We start from the raw sequence: 18786 nt of genomic DNA on the forward strand, positions 1-18786 counted from the left end.
CTATCCCTTTGTCTGGAGTGAGACAGGGCCAGTATTGCGGGTTTGTGCGCCTTGGGGATATCGACTTCCAGCCCAGCGGGATGTGCTGCTTTGGCGGACTTCTTGAATAGTAATATTGGCGGTGATGACATCCACACCATTTTCAGCCGTGCGGGTAAAGCTGTACCCGGTGATGTTGGCGTTTTGGTATATTCCTTCCGGTGTGGCAACAAAGTAAAGGTTCGTGTCTTTCACCAAGCGTGAGAGTGTTTCTAGAAAGTCCTTTCGCACTGTGTCAGGCCCAAGACCGATGACACTGCGTATGAAACCCGGCAGCATGTTTTCTCCTAGTGAGCCTGTTTCTGATCCATCACAGATCATGCGGATCACCGCTCTGTAGGGAGAAAACACCTTATTGTAGCTCGTAAAGGTGCCGTTTTCTTGTGGAGCGGTGCAGATGTCGGATTGTTCATCTACCCGCAGGGATTCAACATGAGCAGCGGAGAGAACTCGTTTGGGAGCTTGGCCAAATAGGGTACTGAATGGCCCGTCTGAGGAGCGATTGAAACTCGATGCTGTAGTGGTGCTAGATTGCTCTGCTGTTGGGCGATGGAATATGCCCCATTGGCGGGCAGCTCGCTGTACAGCCCAGTTTTCCAATGCTGCGCCACCAAAGGCGGAAGCCGAGGCCCGAAGAGATGTCAGGGTGGACATGGGCAACTCCTGTAGGAAAATTCATCCGGTTTGGGTGAGTGTCTGACGGGTAAGGGCATGGATAGTGCTCGTTTCCACTGCCCGGGCAATATCCTGCGGTCTGCTATGGCCAGCCTGCACTGTGATGTGAATGTTTGGGCTATGGGTGGTCGTATTATGGGTCGTGATATGGCGTGACCGAGGGGTAGCTTCAACATGCCTGACAAGCTGGGCAGCAGGCTGGTTAAAGGCTGACTTATTCGGGATGAAAGAGGAAGAGGTCGGGCTTGGATCAAGCTGCATCTGGGATAAGGTCTGCTCTGTATGGGTTAGAACTAGCGACAGACGTTTCAGCGGATTTTCCTGTTGTGCAGAGGAGACATTGCGTTCCCCTGATGTGGCCTCAATTAAATGAGGCGACAGGGTAGACAGATGGGGCATGATTGGCTGAACCGGTGTGGATGTCTGCCCGCCAATGTCGTCACGAGGTGAAGAGGAATTACCCGGAGCGTGAAGGCCTAAAATGCTGGTAGGCTGATACGGTGCGGATGTCTGCCTGTTGATCTCGCCATGGGATGAAGAGGAATTACCCGGAGCGTGAAGGCCTAAAATGCTGGTAGGCAGACACGGTGCGGATGTCTGTCTGTTGATCTCGCCATGGGGTGAAAAGGAATTGCTCGGAGCATGGAGACCCAGAATGCTGCGGGCTGTCATCGTGGCAGAGAAACCTTGAAGGAGAGTGGCCGGGTCCGTTCTGGGGCGTGTTTTATCGCTCTGTCGTGCCTGAAGATGGAGGAAACGGGTCAGGGATTGTTCGGCATTTTGCAGGGTTGGTTCTACTTCTTTCAGGGCCTGACGGGTGAGGCGATCCTTGTGCGCTAGCAGGGTGGACCAGTCCTGAGATGCTTGTGTTACGGGAAGTAATCCCATCTGGGGAGCCGGCCCTTGAAGGGCTGGCTTTTGTTCCGCATGTTCGGGGTATTCCCGGAAGGTGGGTGGCTCTGGTGCTGCTGTCAGGGCGGGAGGAGGTGTGTCGGTAACATGGGGGTCTGTTTTGTCGGTGTCTCTCCGGCCTGGATGGGCCAGAGAGCGTCCTCCCGTGAAAAGGGCTAAAGCCCCCATGAGCTCTTGCCGGAAGGATGCAGCATCCTGCTCCCGGCGGGGCTGTGCTGGGAGGCCAAGCCGTGATGACTGGGCAATCATTGTATCAAGAATGGCCATTTATGCGCTCCACGGCCGCAACTTCCCAGAGAAGCCACATGTCTTCGCTGTCATAGAGGGTCTTTAGCTCATGCAATGTGGCTAACCCTGCATTGATGACAAAAGCCATCGGGCTGGAGAGGTTTACGCAGCAGGCGGGGGGGCCTCGTCTGGCTGTGTCTCCCTCAGCAGGGCGATGAGAGGATAGATCTGGTAAATTGCGGCCTTGAAAAAATCCACATTCAGCCGAAAGGCCTCCGTCCGCAGGGCGGGTAATGTGTTGGGGTCTGTAATATCTGCCTCGATGAGCGGTGCAGGATCAATGGCCCGGTTGTTAGGGTCCCGGCGAATTGTCACGCAGTCTAGCAGGCCAGAGAAAGCGCGGTCGCAGTCATCATCGCTCATATGGCCGAACAGGGCCATGCTTTGGCCGGAGAGACCAGCAATACCGCTTTGTAAGGCTTCCCGTGGTGTGTTGGCTCCAGCACGGGCGAGGGCACGGACAACATGCCGTGCCCAGCGGTCCGCTGTGAAGGCCGACATACGGGTAATGATAAAACATTTGCCCGCATCAGGGCCTTCCTGAGGGGTCCATTCGATGCTCTTCATGGTGTGTTCGCCTTACAGGCCCGCGGGGAGGACATTTTCCCATGTGATGTTCACGCTTCGGTTGCCCAGCGTGGTGTCCCCTGCCGGAACAGGGTCATAATCTGTCAGACAGCCATTGGTGAAGGTAAAACGCCGCCCTAGCCCATGCAGCAGAAGCTCCCCGTTTAGTTCATATACTGTTCGAGCCTGTCGGGATGCCGTGGCTATGGCGTCAAAAACAGGTAGAGAACGGGATGCTGCCGAAAAATTGAGGGTCATGTGATAGGCCGAAGGGACAAACCCTTTATTGAGGCGGCCATCAATAGAGAGACTGGTTGTGGCTAATTTCAGCTTCTGGGCCCCGCTCCAGCCATGATCTGTTGCCCAGTTTTCCAGTGTGATGGGGGCATTGAAAAGGGTTTTGACCGTGAGGGTAAAAACGGCGTCTGCTGATGTGATGAGTGCATTGCCGGACATGGTTTACTGAACCTCGATGGATGAGAGATGAATGGACTGGACCGACTGACCATCCGTGTACCAAAAGCGGCAGGGTGGGCTTTTTCGAGCGACCCGAATGTCTGCGGCTGCGGTGGAGGCATTGGGTTGGAAATACCAGCCACGGCTCTGTACCGTATCGCTGATGGTCGTGCCGGCACTCTGGTCGATTTGCTGCTTCTGAAGGGCTGTCAGGGTCACGCCAGGGCGGATGGCCCCGAACCGGAGTGCCTGGTTGATGGTGTCCTGCACGCAGGCAGAGATTAGCCCATCTCCGATGCTGTCATAAGGAATCTGCCCGGATTGCAGCAGAAGTGTTGTCAGGTCAGACTGGAATGATGCATTGAGCCATACTTGATTGATATAGCTGTCCGCCCAGAGGAAAGAGCCGGATACATGTCCATCCTCCAGCCACTGGAAGCGTCCTAGCCCGTTGGCATAGGCTCCGTAAAAATTATAGCCATTGCTGCGGAGGGTGGAAGCCGTGATAGCATCGGTCACGCTGGGGGTTAGTAGTCCACTGCGGCGGAAGCATAGGTTTGTCCGGCCATTCGTAGCGCTGAAATCAAGGGAGGCCATCCACCCTAGGCAGAAAGATGCTGCTAGTGGGTCTTGGTAGAGCAGGGTCGTGCCGTCAATATTCTGATTTTGCAACCATGTACCGAAGCTGGCACTGTTTTGGCTATTGAGAGCCTGCTTATCCGTATCCCATGGAACGTACCAATAACGGTCCGCTTTGCCAGCTACCCATGCGGCAAAGGCCTGTTTCTGTGCCAGGGTGGGCTCCCAAATCGTGGTGAAGCCGGTGAAGTCCTGGTTTTGGCTGGTGATTAGCTCCATTAGGCTGGTGGGGTCTGCCAAATGGGCGGGGTCTGCCATATGGATTAGCAGCGTAGCGGGTATTTGCGCAGCATCATCGTGGCTGGCGAAATAGACAGCCGCCATTCGGGCTTCCAGACTATCGGCTGGGAAGTCTTTTATAACGTCTGTCAGGGAACTGTATTGTTTTATCTGGCCCACACTCAAGGCAGCCGCATCGGATGGTGTCGTAATGAGAAGCCCGTTCATGAAGGGAACGCTGTTTGCCGTGCCGAGTGTGGCAGGGTTGATGCTGACAGTCTGAGAAAGAGGGATGGTGCCGGTCAGGGAGACCATGAGGCAATGTCCTTGTTTATTGAGTACGGGGATCAGGGAGCGGATGGCCGAAGGAAATTGGCCGTTGTGGCTTCTGTTATGGAGGCCAAACCAAGGGCTGTAGCGGTTTCGGTAGAGCGGGTTATGGAGGTCATCAGGATGAGATGCAGCGGCAGTGTGGCGGAAGATTCATACTGCTGCTCTGCATTGGTGAAATCCTGCTGCGTAAGAGGTCCGGTATCGCTGGGGGCTATGTCATTCCGTTTCTGTTGGAACCAAGCCACGGTTTGTCTATCCCGCCAGAGTGTGCTGATGCCTCCCAGCACTGTCAGGGCATCAGGGCCACGGGCAGTGAGCTGGATGGTTAGCTCTACAGGCTGGGAGATGGTGACACGCTCTGCGGTGTAATTGTGGTTGTTAGTGGCTAGCGGGCGGCGGGAGGTCACCTGCATGATAAGGTAGCTTGTCTGAGGTGTGGGGAGGCGGTTCTGTTGGCCTTGAAACAGGTCCCAATCGGCAGGGAGAACCATTTCTTTAAGCCAGTCCCCCAGTAGCTGCATGACAGTGCTTTCCGTTGGTGTCAGTTGGTACTTTGCCGAAAGGGAGTCTGGCGTGTGACGATCAGGCGGCACCATTGATTGGTTCCCCATTGTTCGAGAATTTTCGTGACGAGCCACTCCGATCCTTCAAAAAGGAGCGTATCGCCCCCTGTTTGCAACGGGCGGCTGAGGGTTTGGGCACTACCCTGCATGAAGATGGCCCGACTCTCCCCTTGTTGGGCGATATCGCCAATGAGTTGAAGGAGAGCAGCAGGGGCGGGCTGAATGGCGATCATCACCGGGATGTCTTCATAGAGCGGGGTTGTGCTGTAATCAGCGGCCAGTTGAGTTCCGGTCATCCGGCGTAGGTGGGCGGGCTGAAGCGGGTTGATGACGGATGTCATGGTACCGGCGAGAGAGAGGAGGTTCATGATGTCTGGCTCTCTGCGTGTGGTGAAAAGGTCGGGTAGGCGTGGATTGACGAACGTGCACGACTACGCCACCTTACGCTCAATTTTGGCTGAATGGCGGGTGTATGTTCAGCCTTGTGGGACAGGAGTAAGGTCGTATGTATGGTGCTGTAACCGGCAAAGTTGTGCTGTTTGCTGTGGTACTGATTCTGTGTCTGCTCTCTCTGACACGGACCATTTTCCTGATGATGCGAGCAAGTGATGGTGAAGGCTTTACGTTTGGGGCGTTAATCCGCCTCGTGATACCGTTTCTCTTTACTTATGTCGTCTGGTGGTTGCTCTGGCATTAATGTTGCCGACGTGATGAAAGCCCGCTTTTAGAAGCGGGCTTTTTTATATCATGGCCAGAGGCGTGCCGGGTGTGCTTGGCCGGGTAGGAAGCGCATCTGGCGGTAGGGTGCTGTGGCCTGCCAGAAGATCAGCCCATATTGTGTCTGGCTGAACCATCCAGCTTGTTTGGGTAGAGCACTGCCATCCAGAGTGATGGAGACGGCCCCCTGTGTGGCGGAGGATATCCGCCCAACAGGTGCAGCCATCGGGGGCTCCACGGTGGCACTGCCAGCCTGTACCGTCCTATTTGTGGCGAAGAGCTGTGCCTGATGTGCCACAAGCAGCCAGAGCAGTGTCCTGCGCTTTGCTATATCTCGGATAGGGGAACTGCCTGTGTTGTTGAGGATGAGTTCAGCCAGTTGGAAGAACCCTTCTGCCTGTTCCGCACTGATATGGCCTGTAAAGGCTGGATAAGTCGCCTGCCAGTCCTGATAGGAGAAAGAGACCTGCCCTGAGGGCGGAGAAGAGTCTGTCATGGAAGCATTCCCCTGTTGGTGTGCCCGTGCTGCGTTGGTTGAAATCACGTGGCACGGGCAAGCTGTTAGGCTGCTTTTTGCATGGGGGTGACGCCATCCGTCAGGGTGGTGGGATCGGCCCCCTCTAGCCCTGTGCGTTCTTTGGCCAGTTCAGTCATGGCGTTATCGGCACGCGCAGGTGTGTTTTCGGCAAAGATGATCTTTTTGGTGATAAGATCGCTCTGTTTGTTTTGCTCCAGCCATGCTTTCCAAAAATCCGTTGGCACGGTGGTGCGTCCGGCCCGGCCAAGTAGGCGGTTTTCTGCTGGGTGATAGAATGGGTCCTGCCGAATACCATTCAGCAGGATGGAGGACCGTGCCTGTGGTGGGGCCATGATGGGTGCTGTGGCCTGCGTCCGTTCGCTTAGGCTTGCGAGGTCGTGCAGGTCGAGCCGGATGCCGGAAGGCAGGCGGCAGAGGACGATAACGGTATCAGCCATGTGTTAGATTCCTGTCATGGTGACGCAAGCCACCGGGTAGAACCAGATGGTTCCCCATGTGCCTTGGGATTTCTTCTGGCGGATGTAAGAGCTGTAACGCTCCACGGCATGGGCGCGCAGCTTTTCGGTGAAGGCAGTTGTCACACTTTCTTGCCCGTCCACTTCTCGTAGGAAGAGCTGCATTTGTGTGACCTTGCTAAGACCACCGGAAAGTGTTCCGCCTGCTTCCGGGAGGGTTTCGATCTTCAGGTTAGGTAGGTTTTCTCGCAGCAAGTCTCGCAAGGAGGTGCGGAACTGGTTGGTATAGAGTAGGCACTGCTGCCGCTCTGTTGGAATGACGAGAGTCAGCGGGCTTTCCAGCGTGACATTCCCGCCCATCTGTTCGGAAAGCTGCTGGAAGGCTTTGAGAATATCGGCATAAACCTGCACAGGGTCGGTGATGCTCAGCCAGTCATTGCTACCCGTTGCCGCACCGGAGGGTGCAATCTTGGGTGTGGGCTGAATGGCGGGTGGCAGGGCTGTGTCGTTGAGGGCACCACGCAGCTGAAGCCCTTCCATTCCGAACAGGCTGATACGGTTGCTCGTCTTGTTTAGGATGGAGATGGAAGCCTCATTTTTGCGGGAAACCCAGTCGAGACGGGCAGCCCCCATGCGTTCCGCTTCTCGCTCACCCCAGCGTGTCCATGTCTGGAAGTGGAAGGACTGACGCTGCACCCAGTTGGCGTTGACGTCACTGTCACCAGAGCTGTCATAATCGCTGTAGGATACTGTCTGGCCAGAGAGTTCGACAAAGGGGAACTGTGCCGTATCGGTCAGCCAGTCACCTTTCTGGCCCTGACCATAAATAGCCTCTGCCCGGATGGGTGTGATGAGGGCCTTGATGGTCCGGGGATCGGTATAGGTGGAGAAAATGGACGGAATGCCGGAATTGGGAGCCGTCACGGTACTGTCAAACGCCAGAGTATGGTCAATCACGCCATGAATACCGAAGTCACGTTTCAGCATGGCGGAGGAAATGGAGTGGGGCATGGTGATACCTTATGGATGGTTCTGGTCAGAAAGGGAGATGGCTGGCAGTGGGGGATGCATTAGGCTGTCACAGGGTGCATGGGGCCAGAAATGATGATTGGCTCTCCCGCATCACCACCACGGGCGACAATCCAGCCGGTGGAGACTGTCCCCTGTGGGGCATTGCCCGCCGGTGCTGTCTGGAGACTGCCATCAGCCGTTGAGGCATAGACGGCCTGACCCGTGCTGGCTGCGGTGGAAGCTATGGCCCAGAAGTCTCCGCCTTCTGCAATGCTGGCCATGAAGCCCTGTGGCAGAGTCATGGTGGCGGACTGAAGATACTGTGTCGTTAGTCCCTGCTGTGTACGGTAGAGGAAACCCGCCGGAATACCGGCCCCCGTATTGCTCAGGCTTAGCCCGTCTTCATTGCGCCAGACAAAATGGGCGATGGTCAGGCCACCTGCTCCAGCAATGAAACCCCCTTCCGGTGCGATGGCCGTGCGGATGGGGTTGGCACTGGCTGGGGCACCGGGAAAACCCTGCGGCCATGTGTAAGAAACGCTCTGCTGAAAATCGGACATGGATGTGCTTTCTGTAAAGGCTGAAAGGATTGTGGGGTTTAGTAACGGCGGGGGGCTGTGTAAGGCGTAGTGGCGCCGTCAGCAGCTAGCGGATGCGGGGCCGGAGTAATCATGGCCGCTAGACGGGTATGGACAAGTGCCCGCAGCCCAGCCTGATTGATGTCGGCAAGATTGTCTGCGGCCATACCGCTGTGCTGGAGGGCATAGCGATAGACGGCATCGGCACTGTCCATCCCGTGAACATCTCCTACCAGTGGGCGGACAAGGCGGCGGGCGTCTTCCGTGGCCTGACGCAGGGCACGGTCAGCGGAGAGGGCCTTCTGAATGGCTTCATTCAAAGCAGCTTCAGTCTCTTCATGGTTGGATGCTTTGGTCGTGGGCGTTTCGGCTGTTTGTGTCATGGTGGTGGACGTCCTGTTGTCTGTTGAGGAATCATGGACCAGCACATCAGGGCCAGCTCGTCCCTTTGTTACGAGAGCAATATGATTCCCCCGGATATTGATCATGCGCCCGTCATAGGGCTGGCCGTCATAAGTGCCGGGTGTCATGTCGGCTTCGTAGGCATAGCCGCAGGAAAGCTCTTTCTGATCACCGCTCTGGATGCGCTGGATGGCGGGTCCATCGAAAATGACCATGCCGACTGTCAGGTAAGGTGACTCGAAACGGGCATTATCCATAGTGGAGCCGACTGTCAGTTCCCGAGGGTGAGCATCCGCACTGGTGGGGACGTGTTCCTCCAGAACAGGCAGGGAGTTGAAACTATCGGCCGCCTTTTCTAGTTCTTTCGGGTCCCGTAGGAGGCGGTAAGGCTGGTCCGGCTTCAGGCCGAGCCGGACATGATCTGGGATTTCTCGGCCCTGATAGATGCAGATATTGGCTTTACTAATGGGCGTCCGCTCGACACGGAGCCGCCCGTTATCATCAAAACTGCGGACGGAGCCGGTGCGGTCATAGGCGAGAATGGTCATGAGGCCTCGGATGGCTGTGGTTGTGTGGTTTGCTGCCAAAGGGGATTGAAGCTGATCTCCAGCGCAGGGTCGGTCTCACCCCAGAGGTTGAGCTGGAGCAGCGTGAGCAGGCGGTTCAGGACAGGCCGCATATGTGCTTCCTGGAAGGCGGCAATTTCATCGTAGAACACCCGGATTTCTCCGGCGGATGAGGCATTCAGTCCGTTTGGTGTGATGCCGAACAGCTTGACCAGTGGAATACCGGGGATGGAGGCCATGGCCTCCATAGACTGCGCCTGAAGGTCTGCCAGCCCTGCGAGGGGGGTGGCTACGATGGAAACATCTTCATTCTGTCGGTCGGCCACGATGATGTCCTGACCTTCAGAAATCTTCTGCATGAAGGAGGCACGGCCTGTGATGGAGGTTGTCGGGTCCGCTTCCTCGCCTGTACCAGTAGCCATGAGGCCGCCCATGTCGGTTTTTAGAACGAGCTTGGAGAAATTGGCCGTAATGTTGCTGATGCTGTTACGGGTCCGTAAGAAGTTGTGAACATAGGGCCGTAGCTGCTGTGTCAGGCTCATGCCGCCAAAATTGAATGACGGCTTAAAGAGATCGGACACGCCATAAGGCACCATGCTGATGAGTCTGTCACGATGGACAAGACAGCCCTGAACCCACCAGTTGCGGGGCCGGTAATAGTCGTCCTGCAAAGGGGAGTCAGCATTATAGGCGTTGGGTGTGGTCCAGACTGGTTCAATGGTTTTCAGCCCAGCCAATGTTCCTTTGCGAACGCCATTAGGCGTTAGAGGAAGCGGGAGTGTCTGCCCGTAAGTCGTGCGGGGTGTGTCCGCCATGTTAAGCCAAATATGGCCGATACCGTAGAGTAAACTATCCAGAATCTGCTGATGAAGCAGTTCCCGAATGTTCAATCGTTTCATCTCGACTTCCAGCGCATGGAGGCGGGCTGCGGGGTCTGAGGGAATGGCAGGGGCGGTATGGTCTGCGGGGTTGTGGGTACTGAGGCTAATCCATTCCCGTGTAGCCTCCCGTGCGATGACATCACATGGTTTGCGGAATTCTGCCCGCTGGGCCATCTGGGCGAGGGTTGGGTAGCCCAGAAAGCCGAGGCCATCTGCTATCCAAGAAGGTTGGGTGGCTGTTTGTGCCATAGCCCAGCTTGAAATGTCCGTCATGCTGGTGGTAGCGGAATCGGTGCCGAGGGAGGTAGGGCGTTCGTACCCTTTCGGCACGACACCCGGTGGTGGCTGATAGGAGGAGAATGTTGTGGCACATCCCCCATCAGCAGCGGGCAGGTGATGCGCAGCACGCCATAGGCGGGTTAGCCAGTGCGGACTTGTCTTCTTGTTCAAACTGGTGTGACGTGGGGCCTCAGGTTCCTGCCGAGGGCATGAGGTTGCAGCGGGCTGCCCTTTAAACAGACGTGAGGGAGAAAAACCAGACATTGGAAGGGCCTATCTGTAACGGAAGGGAAATGATTCATGATGTGGATTGATTGGAAAGCATCGCCGCAGCGTATCGCCGGACGGCTGTTTCTGCTGGCTTTGCTTAGTGGAGGTATACTGGGCGGCATCGTGGGCTTTTGGCTGCTTTGGGCGTTGTGCCATCCCGGATGATTGCTCCGTGTCAGGTTGGTGGAGCGAAGCGTGAGAAGTCCGGCAGGGGGGAACAGTTGGTGATGAGGCCATCTAAGGCATAGCGTAGGGCATCAATGTAATGATTGTTCGTGTCCTCTATCTGCGGGAGGATATCACCTGTCAGAGGGTCGGTCCTGTAGCGGTAGAGGCGGAACTCTCTGGCCGTTTCCGTGCAACGGGGATGGATGCGAATGGCATGGAAAGAGCGGAGCCGTTCGATACCGTCTTTCACGCTTCCGGGCCATTTTCGCGCGGCACTGATACGGAAATGATGGCGGGTTTTTAGATAATTGATGGTTTCTGGTCGGGCACTGTCCGCCCGGATAGGCCAGCGGCGGATAGCGGGTATCTTGTCGAACAGGGTGGGCAGGTGGTCCAGCGGGATATGGGTGCCGCCTGCCTCATGGTCGATATAGAGGATATCATCATGGATGAAGCAACGTATGATGGCCGTAGGGTCCCGTGAGAAGCCCCAGTCCACACCAAAATAGAACCGGCTGTTTTCTGGGGTAGAAAATTCCTCAATGATAATACGGTCGGGGAAGATGAGCGCTTCATGATGTTGCTGGTAGTCTCCCTCCCAAATGTGGTCATAATCTCGTGGTCGCTGTTTCTGATCCCATTTTCGTTCCAGATTCAAAACATCTGGAAACCATGGATTATCTGACCAGTTGGCACAAATAGTCACGAAGGAAGGGTCATTTTTTGTGTCAGCTCCCCGCATGAAGGCATCTACAGGATCGGAGGGATGGTTGGGGTTCCAGCTAAACCATATCTCAGAATGAGGCTTACGGATGGTCGGGCGTAGGAGCTTCAGGGATGTTGCTGAAAGGGATTGCGCTTCTTCCACCCAAGCGATGTCCATGCCTTCTAGTGATTTGATGGTTTCCGCATTATGGGTCTGCATTCCCTGAAACAGAATGACACCTCCGCCGGGTGTACGGATTTCCCTCTCCAGCACTGTGAAGAGGTGGGAGAGGTTTAGACGTGCAATGGTGTCCCGCAATAGCTGATGAACGGACATGGTGAGGGATTTCTGGATTTCCCGGATGCAGACAGCCCGCAAGCCGGGTCGTAGCGTAGCCTGCTCTATCAGCAGCTCTGCAAAGAAATGTGATTTGCCAGATCCTCGCCCTCCCCAGATGCCTTTATAGCGGGCGGGCCGGAGAAGGGGTGCAAAGGCACGGGGAGTCATGATGGTCAGTTGGTCTGTGGTCATGATGTGCCTGCACGGTGTGTCAGTCTGCCTATTCGGGGGGAAGATGCTGTCGTTCTGGCGGCGTTGTGCCTGGTGTAGCGGGGTCTATGATGAGGCGTTGGATGCTGTGGAGGGGGCCGCCATCTTGACCGGTATGTTCCACGGTCTGCCGTTCGCCATAGCGTTTCGGGGCACGGCGAGCCATAACCCAACGCAGCATATCAAAGCGCAGCTTGAAGAGACTAACCGTTGCGTTATCGGCTTTCTCCGGCATGGTTGCGATGTGGGAGAGGATAGTGCTTTCTAGGCTATCTGCAGATAGTTCCCGTGCCTGACGGTAGCGGGGAAGCAGAGCCGGACTTTTTTGAAGCCAGCGATAGAAGCTGCGTAAGGTCGGACGATGTGGGCCGGCGCAGATATCATGCAGGGGACGCCCCAGCATGAGGTCTTCCATCATGTCATCAAAGAGCTTCTGCGAGAAAATGACGGGTTTTTTGCGGCGGTTATGATCGGGCATGGCTGTGATGGAGGTGGCTACTGGCATGTCGGCCAGAGAAGAAAGGAAGTCGGGTACTTTCCAGAGCATTGATTTGCAACTCCCGGTTTGTGCGTAGGCGGAGCTGCGTGAGCGTAAAGGCAGAAAGTTTTTCCTGTTGCGGTGTGACAGCACTACGCTGTTTTAGAAAAGGGACGGCTCTCACAACGGCATTATGTTTTATTCCCAAAATGAGTTCATCACGCCAGCTTAGGGGAATGTCGGCCCTATGCGTTAGGTCAGGGGCCTTATATATCGGGCAGAGAACAAGGCGATTACCTTCTTCGGCAAGGACAGTGCAAAGACCACGTTTGGTCATGACAATACGACCGCATCCGAGTGGATGTCTGGTGGCGGGAGGCGTGTGAGCCATGAAATATTATCCGTTTTTTTATTAAAACGAGAGCCGTGTGCCTGTCATGGTGACGTACCGTGAATTTCCGGGTGGGGATGACAGAAACGGCGCGTAAGAGGCCAGACCATAGGCCCTGTGATGTCAGGCCGAGGGGTGACGCATCATGGAGAAAATAGGGAGGGGGCCTCTTCGGGAGGCGGCAACAAAAAAGCCGTATACCTCTATGGGCACACGGCTCGTGATGATGTACTTTTTATAGAATAAGGCGGGTGAACTGTCAATAGGAAAATGGCAGAAAGGGAAGGTTTGTCAGCTGCGGAACTCCACAGATGTGAGTTTTTGTGGCTTATTCATGATTTTCTCACCATGCTTTATAAGCCGATCAAGGCCAGTTGGAGCAATATTATAGCGATTGGATAATGTCGCTATGTCTATACCACTGTGGTGTTGGCGGGCGATGGAAATGGCCTGCCGGGCTTTCTTCCGTCTCTGTTCTTGCCAGAAGGCGGCCAGCATTTCTAACGTAGCGGCGCAGTCTTCCGAGGCTTTTTTGCGGGCATTATCCGGGTGCAGGTCAGGGTACAGTTTGGAACCAAGAGACGTGAACGACCATCCCAACCCCAGTATATTAACTAGAAGTTGATGTCGTGCCCGCCCTGCGTGACGGCGGAAGGCATTTAGCCGTCCCCAAGCCTTGCCCTGTAGTGCGTTGAAGGTGAAGACATTCCCTGCCAATGCCGGTGCTCCACCATTTTTCATGATGTCGAGGTAACCATGCTCGGCAAGCATCCAGTCCTTGATCCACTGTTCTGCTTCCGAAATAACTTCAGCTTTCAGGCGTGCAGCCAGTGTGCCGAGAGTATTGGCACGGCGACGCTTGCGGCCAATAGCTTCATAATCGGCCTTGTGGGTACGCTCCCGTGTGGGGGAGGTCGTGATATGGGCGATGCGAGACAAAGAAAATCTCCAAAAAATTGCGTGATAGTCCGCGATGGGACCTTAGGCCCATGGCAATAAGTCTTATGGAGAGGATGGCAGCAATGAGGGTATTCTTCCTTGGCAGATAAGTGTCGGAGAGCCTTTCTGAGGAAGTTTTCTCAAAATGCGGGGAAATGCCCTTATTGTCAAGAAAAATTAACAGGAGTTTCGTTGGGTTCACTCTGGACAACAAAGAGTTGGGAGGGATAATCCCCGTATATGTCTATTGAATCGCTGCTGCTACGCCTGGATTCCTTATTGGAGGCCCGGAACCTGTCTGATAGGCGGGCCTGTTTGAAAGCCCGAGAGGTCAACCCTGCCGTAGGGGTGGACTTTCTGCGGGATATGCGCAGGCGTAAACACCTGCCTCGTACGGATAAGCTCGCTGCCTTGGCGCAAGTATTAGGGGTTCCTGTTGCTACATTGGTGGCCGAGATCAGCAATTCTGAAGATAAGAAAGTGGAGGAACAGGCTGATGCATCCTCTAGCGTGCCGGTGTCGCAAGTGCAGGTCTGCGGGGAAGTGCAGGCAGGTGTTTGGAAGGAAGCTCAGGAATGGCCTGTTCCCGATCAGTATGAGATTACTATCCCTTATGATGCCGCCTATCCGGGCTTGAAGCGGTATGGGCTGACCGTGAAGGGACAGTCCATGAACCGGGTTTTTCAGGATGGTTCGGTGGTGATTGTCATTAATTTTTCCGAGCTGGGACGTTTACCTCGTAATGGGGATTATGTCGTTGCCATGCAGCGTTCCAGAGTGTCGGATAGTTTCGAAGCCACTATAAAAGCGGTTCAGATCAAGGAAAGTGGGCAGATGGTCCTTTGGCCGCAAAGTACAGAGCCGGAGTTCCAGTCACCGATTATTCTACCTGCGCCGGGTGATACTGTTTGCCATAGTGCCGCTGAAAGCCCGGATGTGACGATTCTTGCGTTGGTTGTCGGCAGTTACATGCCGATGCCACGTGCTTCTTTTTAGGGAGGATGACGGGTTTTCGAGAGAGCTATCCTATCATTGGCGGGACTGAATCGTGAAAGAAGGCAGGGCTGACGATTCCGTAAGGCGGATTCTGCATGTAGATATGGATGCGTTTTATGCGTCCATCGAACAGCGAGACAATCCGGCATTAAAGGGCAAGCCAGTGGCCGTAGGGCGGCGGGCGGGGCGTGGCGTGGTAGCGGCAGCCAGCTATGAGGCACGTGTTTTTGGTGTACGTTCTGCCCTGCCATCACATATGGCACTGGAACGCTGCCCAGAGTTGATCTTTGTGCCACCCCGCTTTGATGTCTATCGTGCTGTCTCGGCACAGATTCATACCATTTTCCGGCATTATACGGAGGTTATTCAGCCTCTTGCACTGGATGAAGCCTATTTGGATGTAACGGAACAATGGCGTGCTTATGGGTCTGCGACTGCAGTTGCCGAATCTATTCGGTGGGATATCAAGCAGCAAACAGGTCTAACGGCCTCTGCTGGAGTTTCCTACAATCGTTTCTTGGCTAAATTGGCCTCGGGGCAGAGGAAACCTGACGGGCTTTTTGTGATTTCACCTCGACAAGGGGCGGCGTTTGTAGCGGATCTGCCCGTGGAGAAGTTTCATGGTGTCGGGCCGGCAACCACGAAGCGGATGCATGCGTTGGGGATTCACACTGGGGCCGACCTTAAAAGTTGGACAGTTCCGGAGCTGAGGCAGCATTTTGGCAGCTCTGCACAATTCTATCATGATATTGCCAGAGGAGAGGATCATCGGCCTGTAGAGGCCAATAGGCCGAGAAAGTCGTTGGGAACAGAAACGACATTCACGCATGATGTTGTTGAATGGGATAGATTGGCCGCTATCTTGAAGGACATTGTGCGGAAATTGGCTGCTGGCTGTGTGCAGAAGCGTATTGCTGGGCGGACTGTCACACTTAAGCTACGGTATGCCGGGTTTCATACTGTAACGCGTGCTCGTTCGGCGGCTTTTCCTACCGTTGAGGAGGGGGTGCTGTTGTCTATGGCTTTGGAGTTGTTGCGTAGTTTCTTTCCATTAGACAAGCCCGTGCGCTTGTTGGGGCTGACCATTTCTTCACTGGTTCCTTACGATGATGGCACTTTGCCCGTGCAGATGGGTTTGTTTGAATAGACGGTCTGACCTCTCCGGGTTGCATAAGGAACAGCTTGCCTGTTCCTTCGGGAAGAGAGAGGATGAAGAGAAAGGCTATCACTGGTCAGACTGTGGGGCCGTGTCGTCCTGAAAGAGGGAGAGGGATATGAGTGATTTTCCCAAAGATGCAGCATCCTGCGTGCAGTTGAATGATGGTCATGTCATGCCGTGGATCGGTCTTGGTGTCTGGGAAACACCGCCGGACGAGACAGCCAATGTTGTCAGAACTGCTATCGAACTAGGCTACAGGGCTGTAGATACGGCCCGGCTCTATCGCAATGAAGCGGGAGTCGGGGAAGGGCTGAAGGGTCATCCTGCCATGTTCGTCACCACCAAGGTTTGGAATGATGAGCAGGGATACGATGCTACCTTGAGGGCGTTTGATGAGAGTGCCCGCCTGTTGCAGCGTGATGTTGTGGATCTTTACTTGATTCACTGGGCTATGCCCCAGCAGGGGCTTTATGTGGAGACATGGAAGGCCCTAATCGAACTGAAGAAGCAGGGGCGTGTTCGATCCATTGGTGTGTCCAATTTTGAAAAGGATCACCTGCAAAGGATCATGGATGAAACGGGAGTTGTTCCTGCGATTAACCAGATCGAGATTCACCCTTTCTTCCAGCAGCAGGAATTGAGGGCATTTCATAAAAGCGTGGGAATCCAAACTGAGGCATGGCGGCCTCTGGGTAAGGGGACTGTGCTGAAAAATGAGCTGATTGGCGATATTGCCAAGCGGCATGGCAAAAGTCCGGCTCAGGTAATTTTACGCTGGCACCTTCAAAATGGGGTGGTAGTGATTCCTAAATCGGTGCATCGGGAGCGTATGGCCGAGAATTTGGACCTGTTCGATTTTGTTTTGCCAGAACGGGAAATGGAAGCAATCGCTACGCTTCATCGTGCGGATGGTCGCATGGGTGAGAATCCGGCGAATCCGGTGTTTGGCTGATGAGAAAAGGCGCATCCTGATTGATGGATGCGCCTTTTTTTAGTTCCATGATTGGGAGATTCAGATATCGAGCAGATCGACCGAGCGGGCCTGTTCTTGGATGAACTGGTAGCGCAGTTCCGGTTTGCGGCCCATGAGGCTTTCGATCCGTCTGCGGGTCATAAGATTATCTTCCGCCGGAACTGTTACACGCAGAAGCGTGCGGCGTGCAGGGGACATGGTGGTTTCTTTGAGGTCAGAAACGGGCATTTCCCCCAGCCCTTTGAAGCGTGAAATCTCGACTTTAGCATTGGGCTTGAAGTCCGCCTTCAGGCGGCGGTCGCGGTCCAGATCATTCATGGCATATACGGTTTTGCTGCCATGGGTGAGCCGGTAGAGCGGTGGTTGGGCCAGATAGAGATGCCCTTGCCGGACAAGGTCTGGCATTTCCCGGAAGAAGAAGGTCATCAAGAGGGAGGCAATATGAGCGCCATCAACGTCAGCATCTGTCATGATGATGATGCGACCATAGCGCAGTTTCTCAAGGTTTAGAGACTTACCAAAGCCACAACCGAGTGCCTCGATCAGATCCTTTAGCTCCGTATTGGCGAGCAGTTTCTCTTGCGTAGCGGAGGCGACGTTGAGAATCTTCCCCCGTAGAGGCAGAACAGCTTGTGTTTCCCTATCACGGGCCTGACGAGCAGACCCACCGGCTGATTCACCCTCTACGAGGAAGAGTTCTGTCTCATGGGCATTACTGCGGGAGCAGTCCGTCAACTTGCCGGGTAGACGTAGGCGTTTCGTAGCTGTTTTGCGGGTTGTTTCACGGGCTTCACGACGGCGTAGACGCTCTTCTGCCCGTTCAACAATATAGCCAACCAAACTGTCGGCCTGTTGGGGATTCCCGCCAAGCCAGTGGTCGATACGGTCCCGTAGAGCGCCTTCCACAAGGCGGCTGGCTTCCTGTGTGGTTAGCCTGTCTTTGGTCTGCCCTTGGAATTGTGGATTGCGGATGAAGACAGACAAGCGGGCATTGATAGTCCCAAGAACGTCTTCTGCCGTGATGGCATTGGCCCGGCGGATTTTGCGCTGGTCTCCCCAGTTGCGGAATCCTTTGACCAACGCCGCCCGCAGGCCATTTTCATGCGTACCGCCCTGTGGTGTAGGAATGGTATTGCAGTAAGAGATGAGGGCGCTGCTGCCTTGGTCCAGAAAGGCGACAGCCCACTCCACCCGGCCACCGGGCTGGCCATCAGCAGCGGTGGGTAGCTCGGCATCACCGGCCCAAAGAGGGGTGAGCAGGGCTGGGGTGGGGCCAAGATCGGCGGTTAAGGCATCTTCCAACCCGTTGGGATAGGCGATAACAGCCTCAGCCGGTGGAGCATTCTCCCCTTTCAGAAGCTCCGGGGAGCAAGACCATGTGATGCTAACCCCACGGAACAACGCTGCCTTTATTTGGCATTGGCGATAAAGGCGGGCTGGAGAGAAGTGCAGAGCACCGAAAATCTCACTATCCGGCGTGAAACGGACCATCGTGCCCCGCCGTATAGCTGGCTTTGTGCTTTCTAGTGTACTGGTGGGTAGACCACGGGAAAAGGTCTGCCGCCATCCTTTGCGGTTGCGGTAAACCTCAACCTCCAAATGGGAGGCTAGCGCATTGACGACAGAGCTGCCCACCCCGTGCAGACCGCCCGAAGTAGCATAGGATTTCCCGGAGAATTTCCCACCTGCATGAAGCGTGGTGAAAATAACCTCAAGAGCTGACTTCTTGGGGAAGCGGGGGTGAGGGTCTGTTGGGATGCCACGGCCATTGTCACGGACCATCAGCGTGCAGGCATTTTCCAGCCGGACTTCAATGGTTGTTGCATGACCCGCCACGGCTTCATCCATGGCGTTATCAATGATCTCGGAGGCGAGATGATGGTAGGCTGCATCATCTGTACCACCGATATACATGCCGGGACGGCGGCGTACAGGCTCTAGCCCTTCAAGAACCTCAATGGCTCCGGCGTCATAATGGTCAGCTGGCTGTACATGGGAGGGGGCAGGTGTCGAATCCTGCTCGAACATATCGGCCATAC

The 18786-nt window shown here is 55.1% G+C and carries 23 protein-coding genes; 5 read left to right on the forward strand and 18 right to left on the reverse strand.

All coding sequences use genetic code 11. The features are described 5' to 3' along the window. From AL01_RS05215 to AL01_RS05245, 7 genes are all read right to left on the reverse strand, one after another. The gene (locus tag AL01_RS05215; protein ID WP_077396416.1) at positions 1-693 is read right to left on the reverse strand and encodes a phage baseplate protein; all 693 of its coding nucleotides are present in this window, start codon (positions 691-693) and stop codon (positions 1-3) included. Between the two features lie 21 nt (positions 694-714). Beyond that, positions 715-1893 carry a hypothetical protein gene (locus AL01_RS05220; protein ID WP_077396417.1) on the reverse strand — a complete coding sequence of 393 codons (1179 nt, stop codon included), beginning with the start codon at positions 1891-1893 and terminating at the stop codon, positions 715-717. 123 nt (positions 1894-2016) lie between these two features. Continuing rightward, entirely contained in the window at positions 2017-2481 is a 465-nt protein-coding gene (locus AL01_RS05225) for a phage tail assembly chaperone (RefSeq protein ID WP_077396418.1), read from the reverse strand. A gap of 12 nt (positions 2482-2493) precedes the next feature. Then, the gene (locus AL01_RS05230) at positions 2494-2937 is read right to left on the reverse strand and encodes a phage tail fiber protein (protein WP_077396419.1); all 444 of its coding nucleotides are present in this window, start codon (positions 2935-2937) and stop codon (positions 2494-2496) included. 3 nt (positions 2938-2940) lie between these two features. After that, complete coding sequence (locus tag AL01_RS05235) at positions 2941-4110, reverse strand: DUF3383 family protein (protein WP_077396420.1); 1170 nt, start codon at positions 4108-4110, stop codon at positions 2941-2943. A 32-nt stretch (positions 4111-4142) separates the two neighbouring features. Then, on the reverse strand, positions 4143-4724 hold the full coding sequence (locus tag AL01_RS05240) for a phage neck terminator protein (RefSeq protein ID WP_143280703.1): 582 nt from the start codon (positions 4722-4724) through the stop codon (positions 4143-4145). Beyond that, entirely contained in the window at positions 4670-5059 is a 390-nt protein-coding gene (locus AL01_RS05245; protein ID WP_077396422.1) for a hypothetical protein, read from the reverse strand. Before AL01_RS05245 ends, AL01_RS05240 begins: the two co-directional genes overlap by 55 nt. A 137-nt stretch (positions 5060-5196) precedes the next feature. Here AL01_RS05245 and AL01_RS05250 point away from each other — a divergent pair, with 137 nt between their 5' ends. Next, entirely contained in the window at positions 5197-5388 is a 192-nt protein-coding gene (locus tag AL01_RS05250; protein WP_077396423.1) for a hypothetical protein, read from the forward strand. A gap of 48 nt (positions 5389-5436) precedes the next feature. Here the strand turns inward: AL01_RS05250 and AL01_RS05255 are convergent, their stop codons facing one another. The 6 genes from AL01_RS05255 to AL01_RS05280 form a co-directional block, all read right to left on the reverse strand. Continuing rightward, positions 5437-5904, reverse strand: a complete 468-nt coding sequence (locus tag AL01_RS05255) for a DUF4054 domain-containing protein (RefSeq protein ID WP_077396424.1) — start codon at positions 5902-5904, stop codon at positions 5437-5439. A 65-nt stretch (positions 5905-5969) separates the two neighbouring features. After that, positions 5970-6383, reverse strand: coding sequence for a hypothetical protein (locus tag AL01_RS05260; protein WP_077396425.1), 414 nt, complete (start codon positions 6381-6383; stop codon positions 5970-5972). Between the two features lie 3 nt (positions 6384-6386). Continuing rightward, positions 6387-7412, reverse strand: coding sequence for a hypothetical protein (locus AL01_RS05265; protein ID WP_077396426.1), 1026 nt, complete (start codon positions 7410-7412; stop codon positions 6387-6389). A 59-nt stretch (positions 7413-7471) separates the two neighbouring features. Next, entirely contained in the window at positions 7472-7972 is a 501-nt protein-coding gene (locus AL01_RS05270) for a structural cement protein Gp24 (protein WP_077396427.1), read from the reverse strand. 38 nt (positions 7973-8010) lie between these two features. Beyond that, positions 8011-8940 carry a DUF2213 domain-containing protein gene (locus tag AL01_RS05275; RefSeq protein WP_077396428.1) on the reverse strand — a complete coding sequence of 310 codons (930 nt, stop codon included), beginning with the start codon at positions 8938-8940 and terminating at the stop codon, positions 8011-8013. Beyond that, on the reverse strand, positions 8937-10289 hold the full coding sequence (locus tag AL01_RS05280) for a phage portal protein (protein ID WP_158075938.1): 1353 nt from the start codon (positions 10287-10289) through the stop codon (positions 8937-8939). Before AL01_RS05280 ends, AL01_RS05275 begins: the two co-directional genes overlap by 4 nt. A gap of 129 nt (positions 10290-10418) precedes the next feature. Between AL01_RS05280 and AL01_RS09505 the strand changes: the two genes are divergently transcribed. Then, on the forward strand, positions 10419-10553 hold the full coding sequence (locus tag AL01_RS09505) for a hypothetical protein (protein WP_275077766.1): 135 nt from the start codon (positions 10419-10421) through the stop codon (positions 10551-10553). A 10-nt stretch (positions 10554-10563) separates the two neighbouring features. On the opposite strand, the gene AL01_RS05285 is transcribed toward AL01_RS09505, so the two are convergent. From AL01_RS05285 to AL01_RS05295, 4 genes are all read right to left on the reverse strand, one after another. After that, complete coding sequence (locus AL01_RS05285) at positions 10564-11793, reverse strand: PBSX family phage terminase large subunit (RefSeq protein ID WP_077396430.1); 1230 nt, start codon at positions 11791-11793, stop codon at positions 10564-10566. Positions 11794-11821: 28 nt separating this feature from the next. Then, positions 11822-12358 carry a terminase small subunit-like protein gene (locus AL01_RS05290; protein ID WP_077396431.1) on the reverse strand — a complete coding sequence of 179 codons (537 nt, stop codon included), beginning with the start codon at positions 12356-12358 and terminating at the stop codon, positions 11822-11824. Then, on the reverse strand, positions 12276-12680 hold the full coding sequence (locus AL01_RS09400) for a hypothetical protein (protein ID WP_158075939.1): 405 nt from the start codon (positions 12678-12680) through the stop codon (positions 12276-12278). The genes AL01_RS05290 and AL01_RS09400 overlap by 83 nt, the downstream gene beginning before the upstream one ends. A 291-nt stretch (positions 12681-12971) precedes the next feature. Then, a complete protein-coding gene (locus AL01_RS05295) occupies positions 12972-13619 on the reverse strand; it encodes a hypothetical protein (protein ID WP_077396432.1) in 648 nt (215 codons plus the stop codon). Between the two features lie 240 nt (positions 13620-13859). Between AL01_RS05295 and AL01_RS05300 the strand changes: the two genes are divergently transcribed. The 3 genes from AL01_RS05300 (at position 13860) to AL01_RS05310 (ending at position 16726) form a co-directional block, all read left to right on the forward strand. Continuing rightward, positions 13860-14615 carry a LexA family protein gene (locus tag AL01_RS05300; protein ID WP_077396433.1) on the forward strand — a complete coding sequence of 252 codons (756 nt, stop codon included), beginning with the start codon at positions 13860-13862 and terminating at the stop codon, positions 14613-14615. A gap of 52 nt (positions 14616-14667) precedes the next feature. Beyond that, the gene (dinB, locus tag AL01_RS05305) at positions 14668-15762 is read left to right on the forward strand and encodes a DNA polymerase IV (RefSeq protein WP_275077767.1); all 1095 of its coding nucleotides are present in this window, start codon (positions 14668-14670) and stop codon (positions 15760-15762) included. A gap of 127 nt (positions 15763-15889) precedes the next feature. Beyond that, positions 15890-16726, forward strand: a complete 837-nt coding sequence (locus AL01_RS05310; RefSeq protein WP_077396435.1) for an aldo/keto reductase — start codon at positions 15890-15892, stop codon at positions 16724-16726. Between the two features lie 60 nt (positions 16727-16786). On the opposite strand, the gene AL01_RS05315 is transcribed toward AL01_RS05310, so the two are convergent. Next, positions 16787-18775, reverse strand: coding sequence for a DNA gyrase/topoisomerase IV subunit B (locus AL01_RS05315; RefSeq protein WP_241502741.1), 1989 nt, complete (start codon positions 18773-18775; stop codon positions 16787-16789). Positions 18776-18786 lie beyond the last annotated feature (11 nt).

Source organism: Bombella intestini (genome assembly GCF_002003665.1).
GTDB classification, from domain to species: Bacteria; Pseudomonadota; Alphaproteobacteria; order Acetobacterales; family Acetobacteraceae; genus Bombella; species Bombella intestini.

Excerpts from the sequence above, each read along its gene's own strand:
- AL01_RS05215 (WP_077396416.1), bottom strand. The coding sequence starts at position 693 with ATGTCCACCCTGACATCTCTTCGGGCCTCGGCTTCCGCCTTTGGTGGC.
- AL01_RS05220 (WP_077396417.1), bottom strand. The coding sequence starts at position 1,893 with ATGGCCATTCTTGATACAATGATTGCCCAGTCATCACGGCTTGGCCTC.
- AL01_RS05225 (WP_077396418.1), bottom strand. The coding sequence starts at position 2,481 with ATGAAGAGCATCGAATGGACCCCTCAGGAAGGCCCTGATGCGGGCAAA.
- AL01_RS05230 (WP_077396419.1), bottom strand. The coding sequence starts at position 2,937 with ATGTCCGGCAATGCACTCATCACATCAGCAGACGCCGTTTTTACCCTC.
- AL01_RS05235 (WP_077396420.1), bottom strand. The coding sequence starts at position 4,110 with ATGGTCTCCCTGACCGGCACCATCCCTCTTTCTCAGACTGTCAGCATC.
- AL01_RS05240 (WP_143280703.1), bottom strand. The coding sequence starts at position 4,724 with ATGGTGCCGCCTGATCGTCACACGCCAGACTCCCTTTCGGCAAAGTAC.
- AL01_RS05245 (WP_077396422.1), bottom strand. The coding sequence starts at position 5,059 with ATGAACCTCCTCTCTCTCGCCGGTACCATGACATCCGTCATCAACCCG.
- AL01_RS05250 (WP_077396423.1), top strand. The coding sequence starts at position 5,197 with ATGTATGGTGCTGTAACCGGCAAAGTTGTGCTGTTTGCTGTGGTACTG.
- AL01_RS05255 (WP_077396424.1), bottom strand. The coding sequence starts at position 5,904 with ATGACAGACTCTTCTCCGCCCTCAGGGCAGGTCTCTTTCTCCTATCAG.
- AL01_RS05260 (WP_077396425.1), bottom strand. The coding sequence starts at position 6,383 with ATGGCTGATACCGTTATCGTCCTCTGCCGCCTGCCTTCCGGCATCCGG.
- AL01_RS05265 (WP_077396426.1), bottom strand. The coding sequence starts at position 7,412 with ATGCCCCACTCCATTTCCTCCGCCATGCTGAAACGTGACTTCGGTATT.
- AL01_RS05270 (WP_077396427.1), bottom strand. The coding sequence starts at position 7,972 with ATGTCCGATTTTCAGCAGAGCGTTTCTTACACATGGCCGCAGGGTTTT.
- AL01_RS05275 (WP_077396428.1), bottom strand. The coding sequence starts at position 8,940 with ATGACCATTCTCGCCTATGACCGCACCGGCTCCGTCCGCAGTTTTGAT.
- AL01_RS09505 (WP_275077766.1), top strand. The coding sequence starts at position 10,419 with ATGATGTGGATTGATTGGAAAGCATCGCCGCAGCGTATCGCCGGACGG.
- AL01_RS05285 (WP_077396430.1), bottom strand. The coding sequence starts at position 11,793 with ATGACCACAGACCAACTGACCATCATGACTCCCCGTGCCTTTGCACCC.
- AL01_RS05290 (WP_077396431.1), bottom strand. The coding sequence starts at position 12,358 with ATGCTCTGGAAAGTACCCGACTTCCTTTCTTCTCTGGCCGACATGCCA.
- AL01_RS09400 (WP_158075939.1), bottom strand. The coding sequence starts at position 12,680 with ATGGCTCACACGCCTCCCGCCACCAGACATCCACTCGGATGCGGTCGT.
- AL01_RS05300 (WP_077396433.1), top strand. The coding sequence starts at position 13,860 with ATGTCTATTGAATCGCTGCTGCTACGCCTGGATTCCTTATTGGAGGCC.
- AL01_RS05310 (WP_077396435.1), top strand. The coding sequence starts at position 15,890 with ATGAGTGATTTTCCCAAAGATGCAGCATCCTGCGTGCAGTTGAATGAT.
- AL01_RS05315 (WP_241502741.1), bottom strand. The coding sequence starts at position 18,775 with ATGTTCGAGCAGGATTCGACACCTGCCCCCTCCCATGTACAGCCAGCT.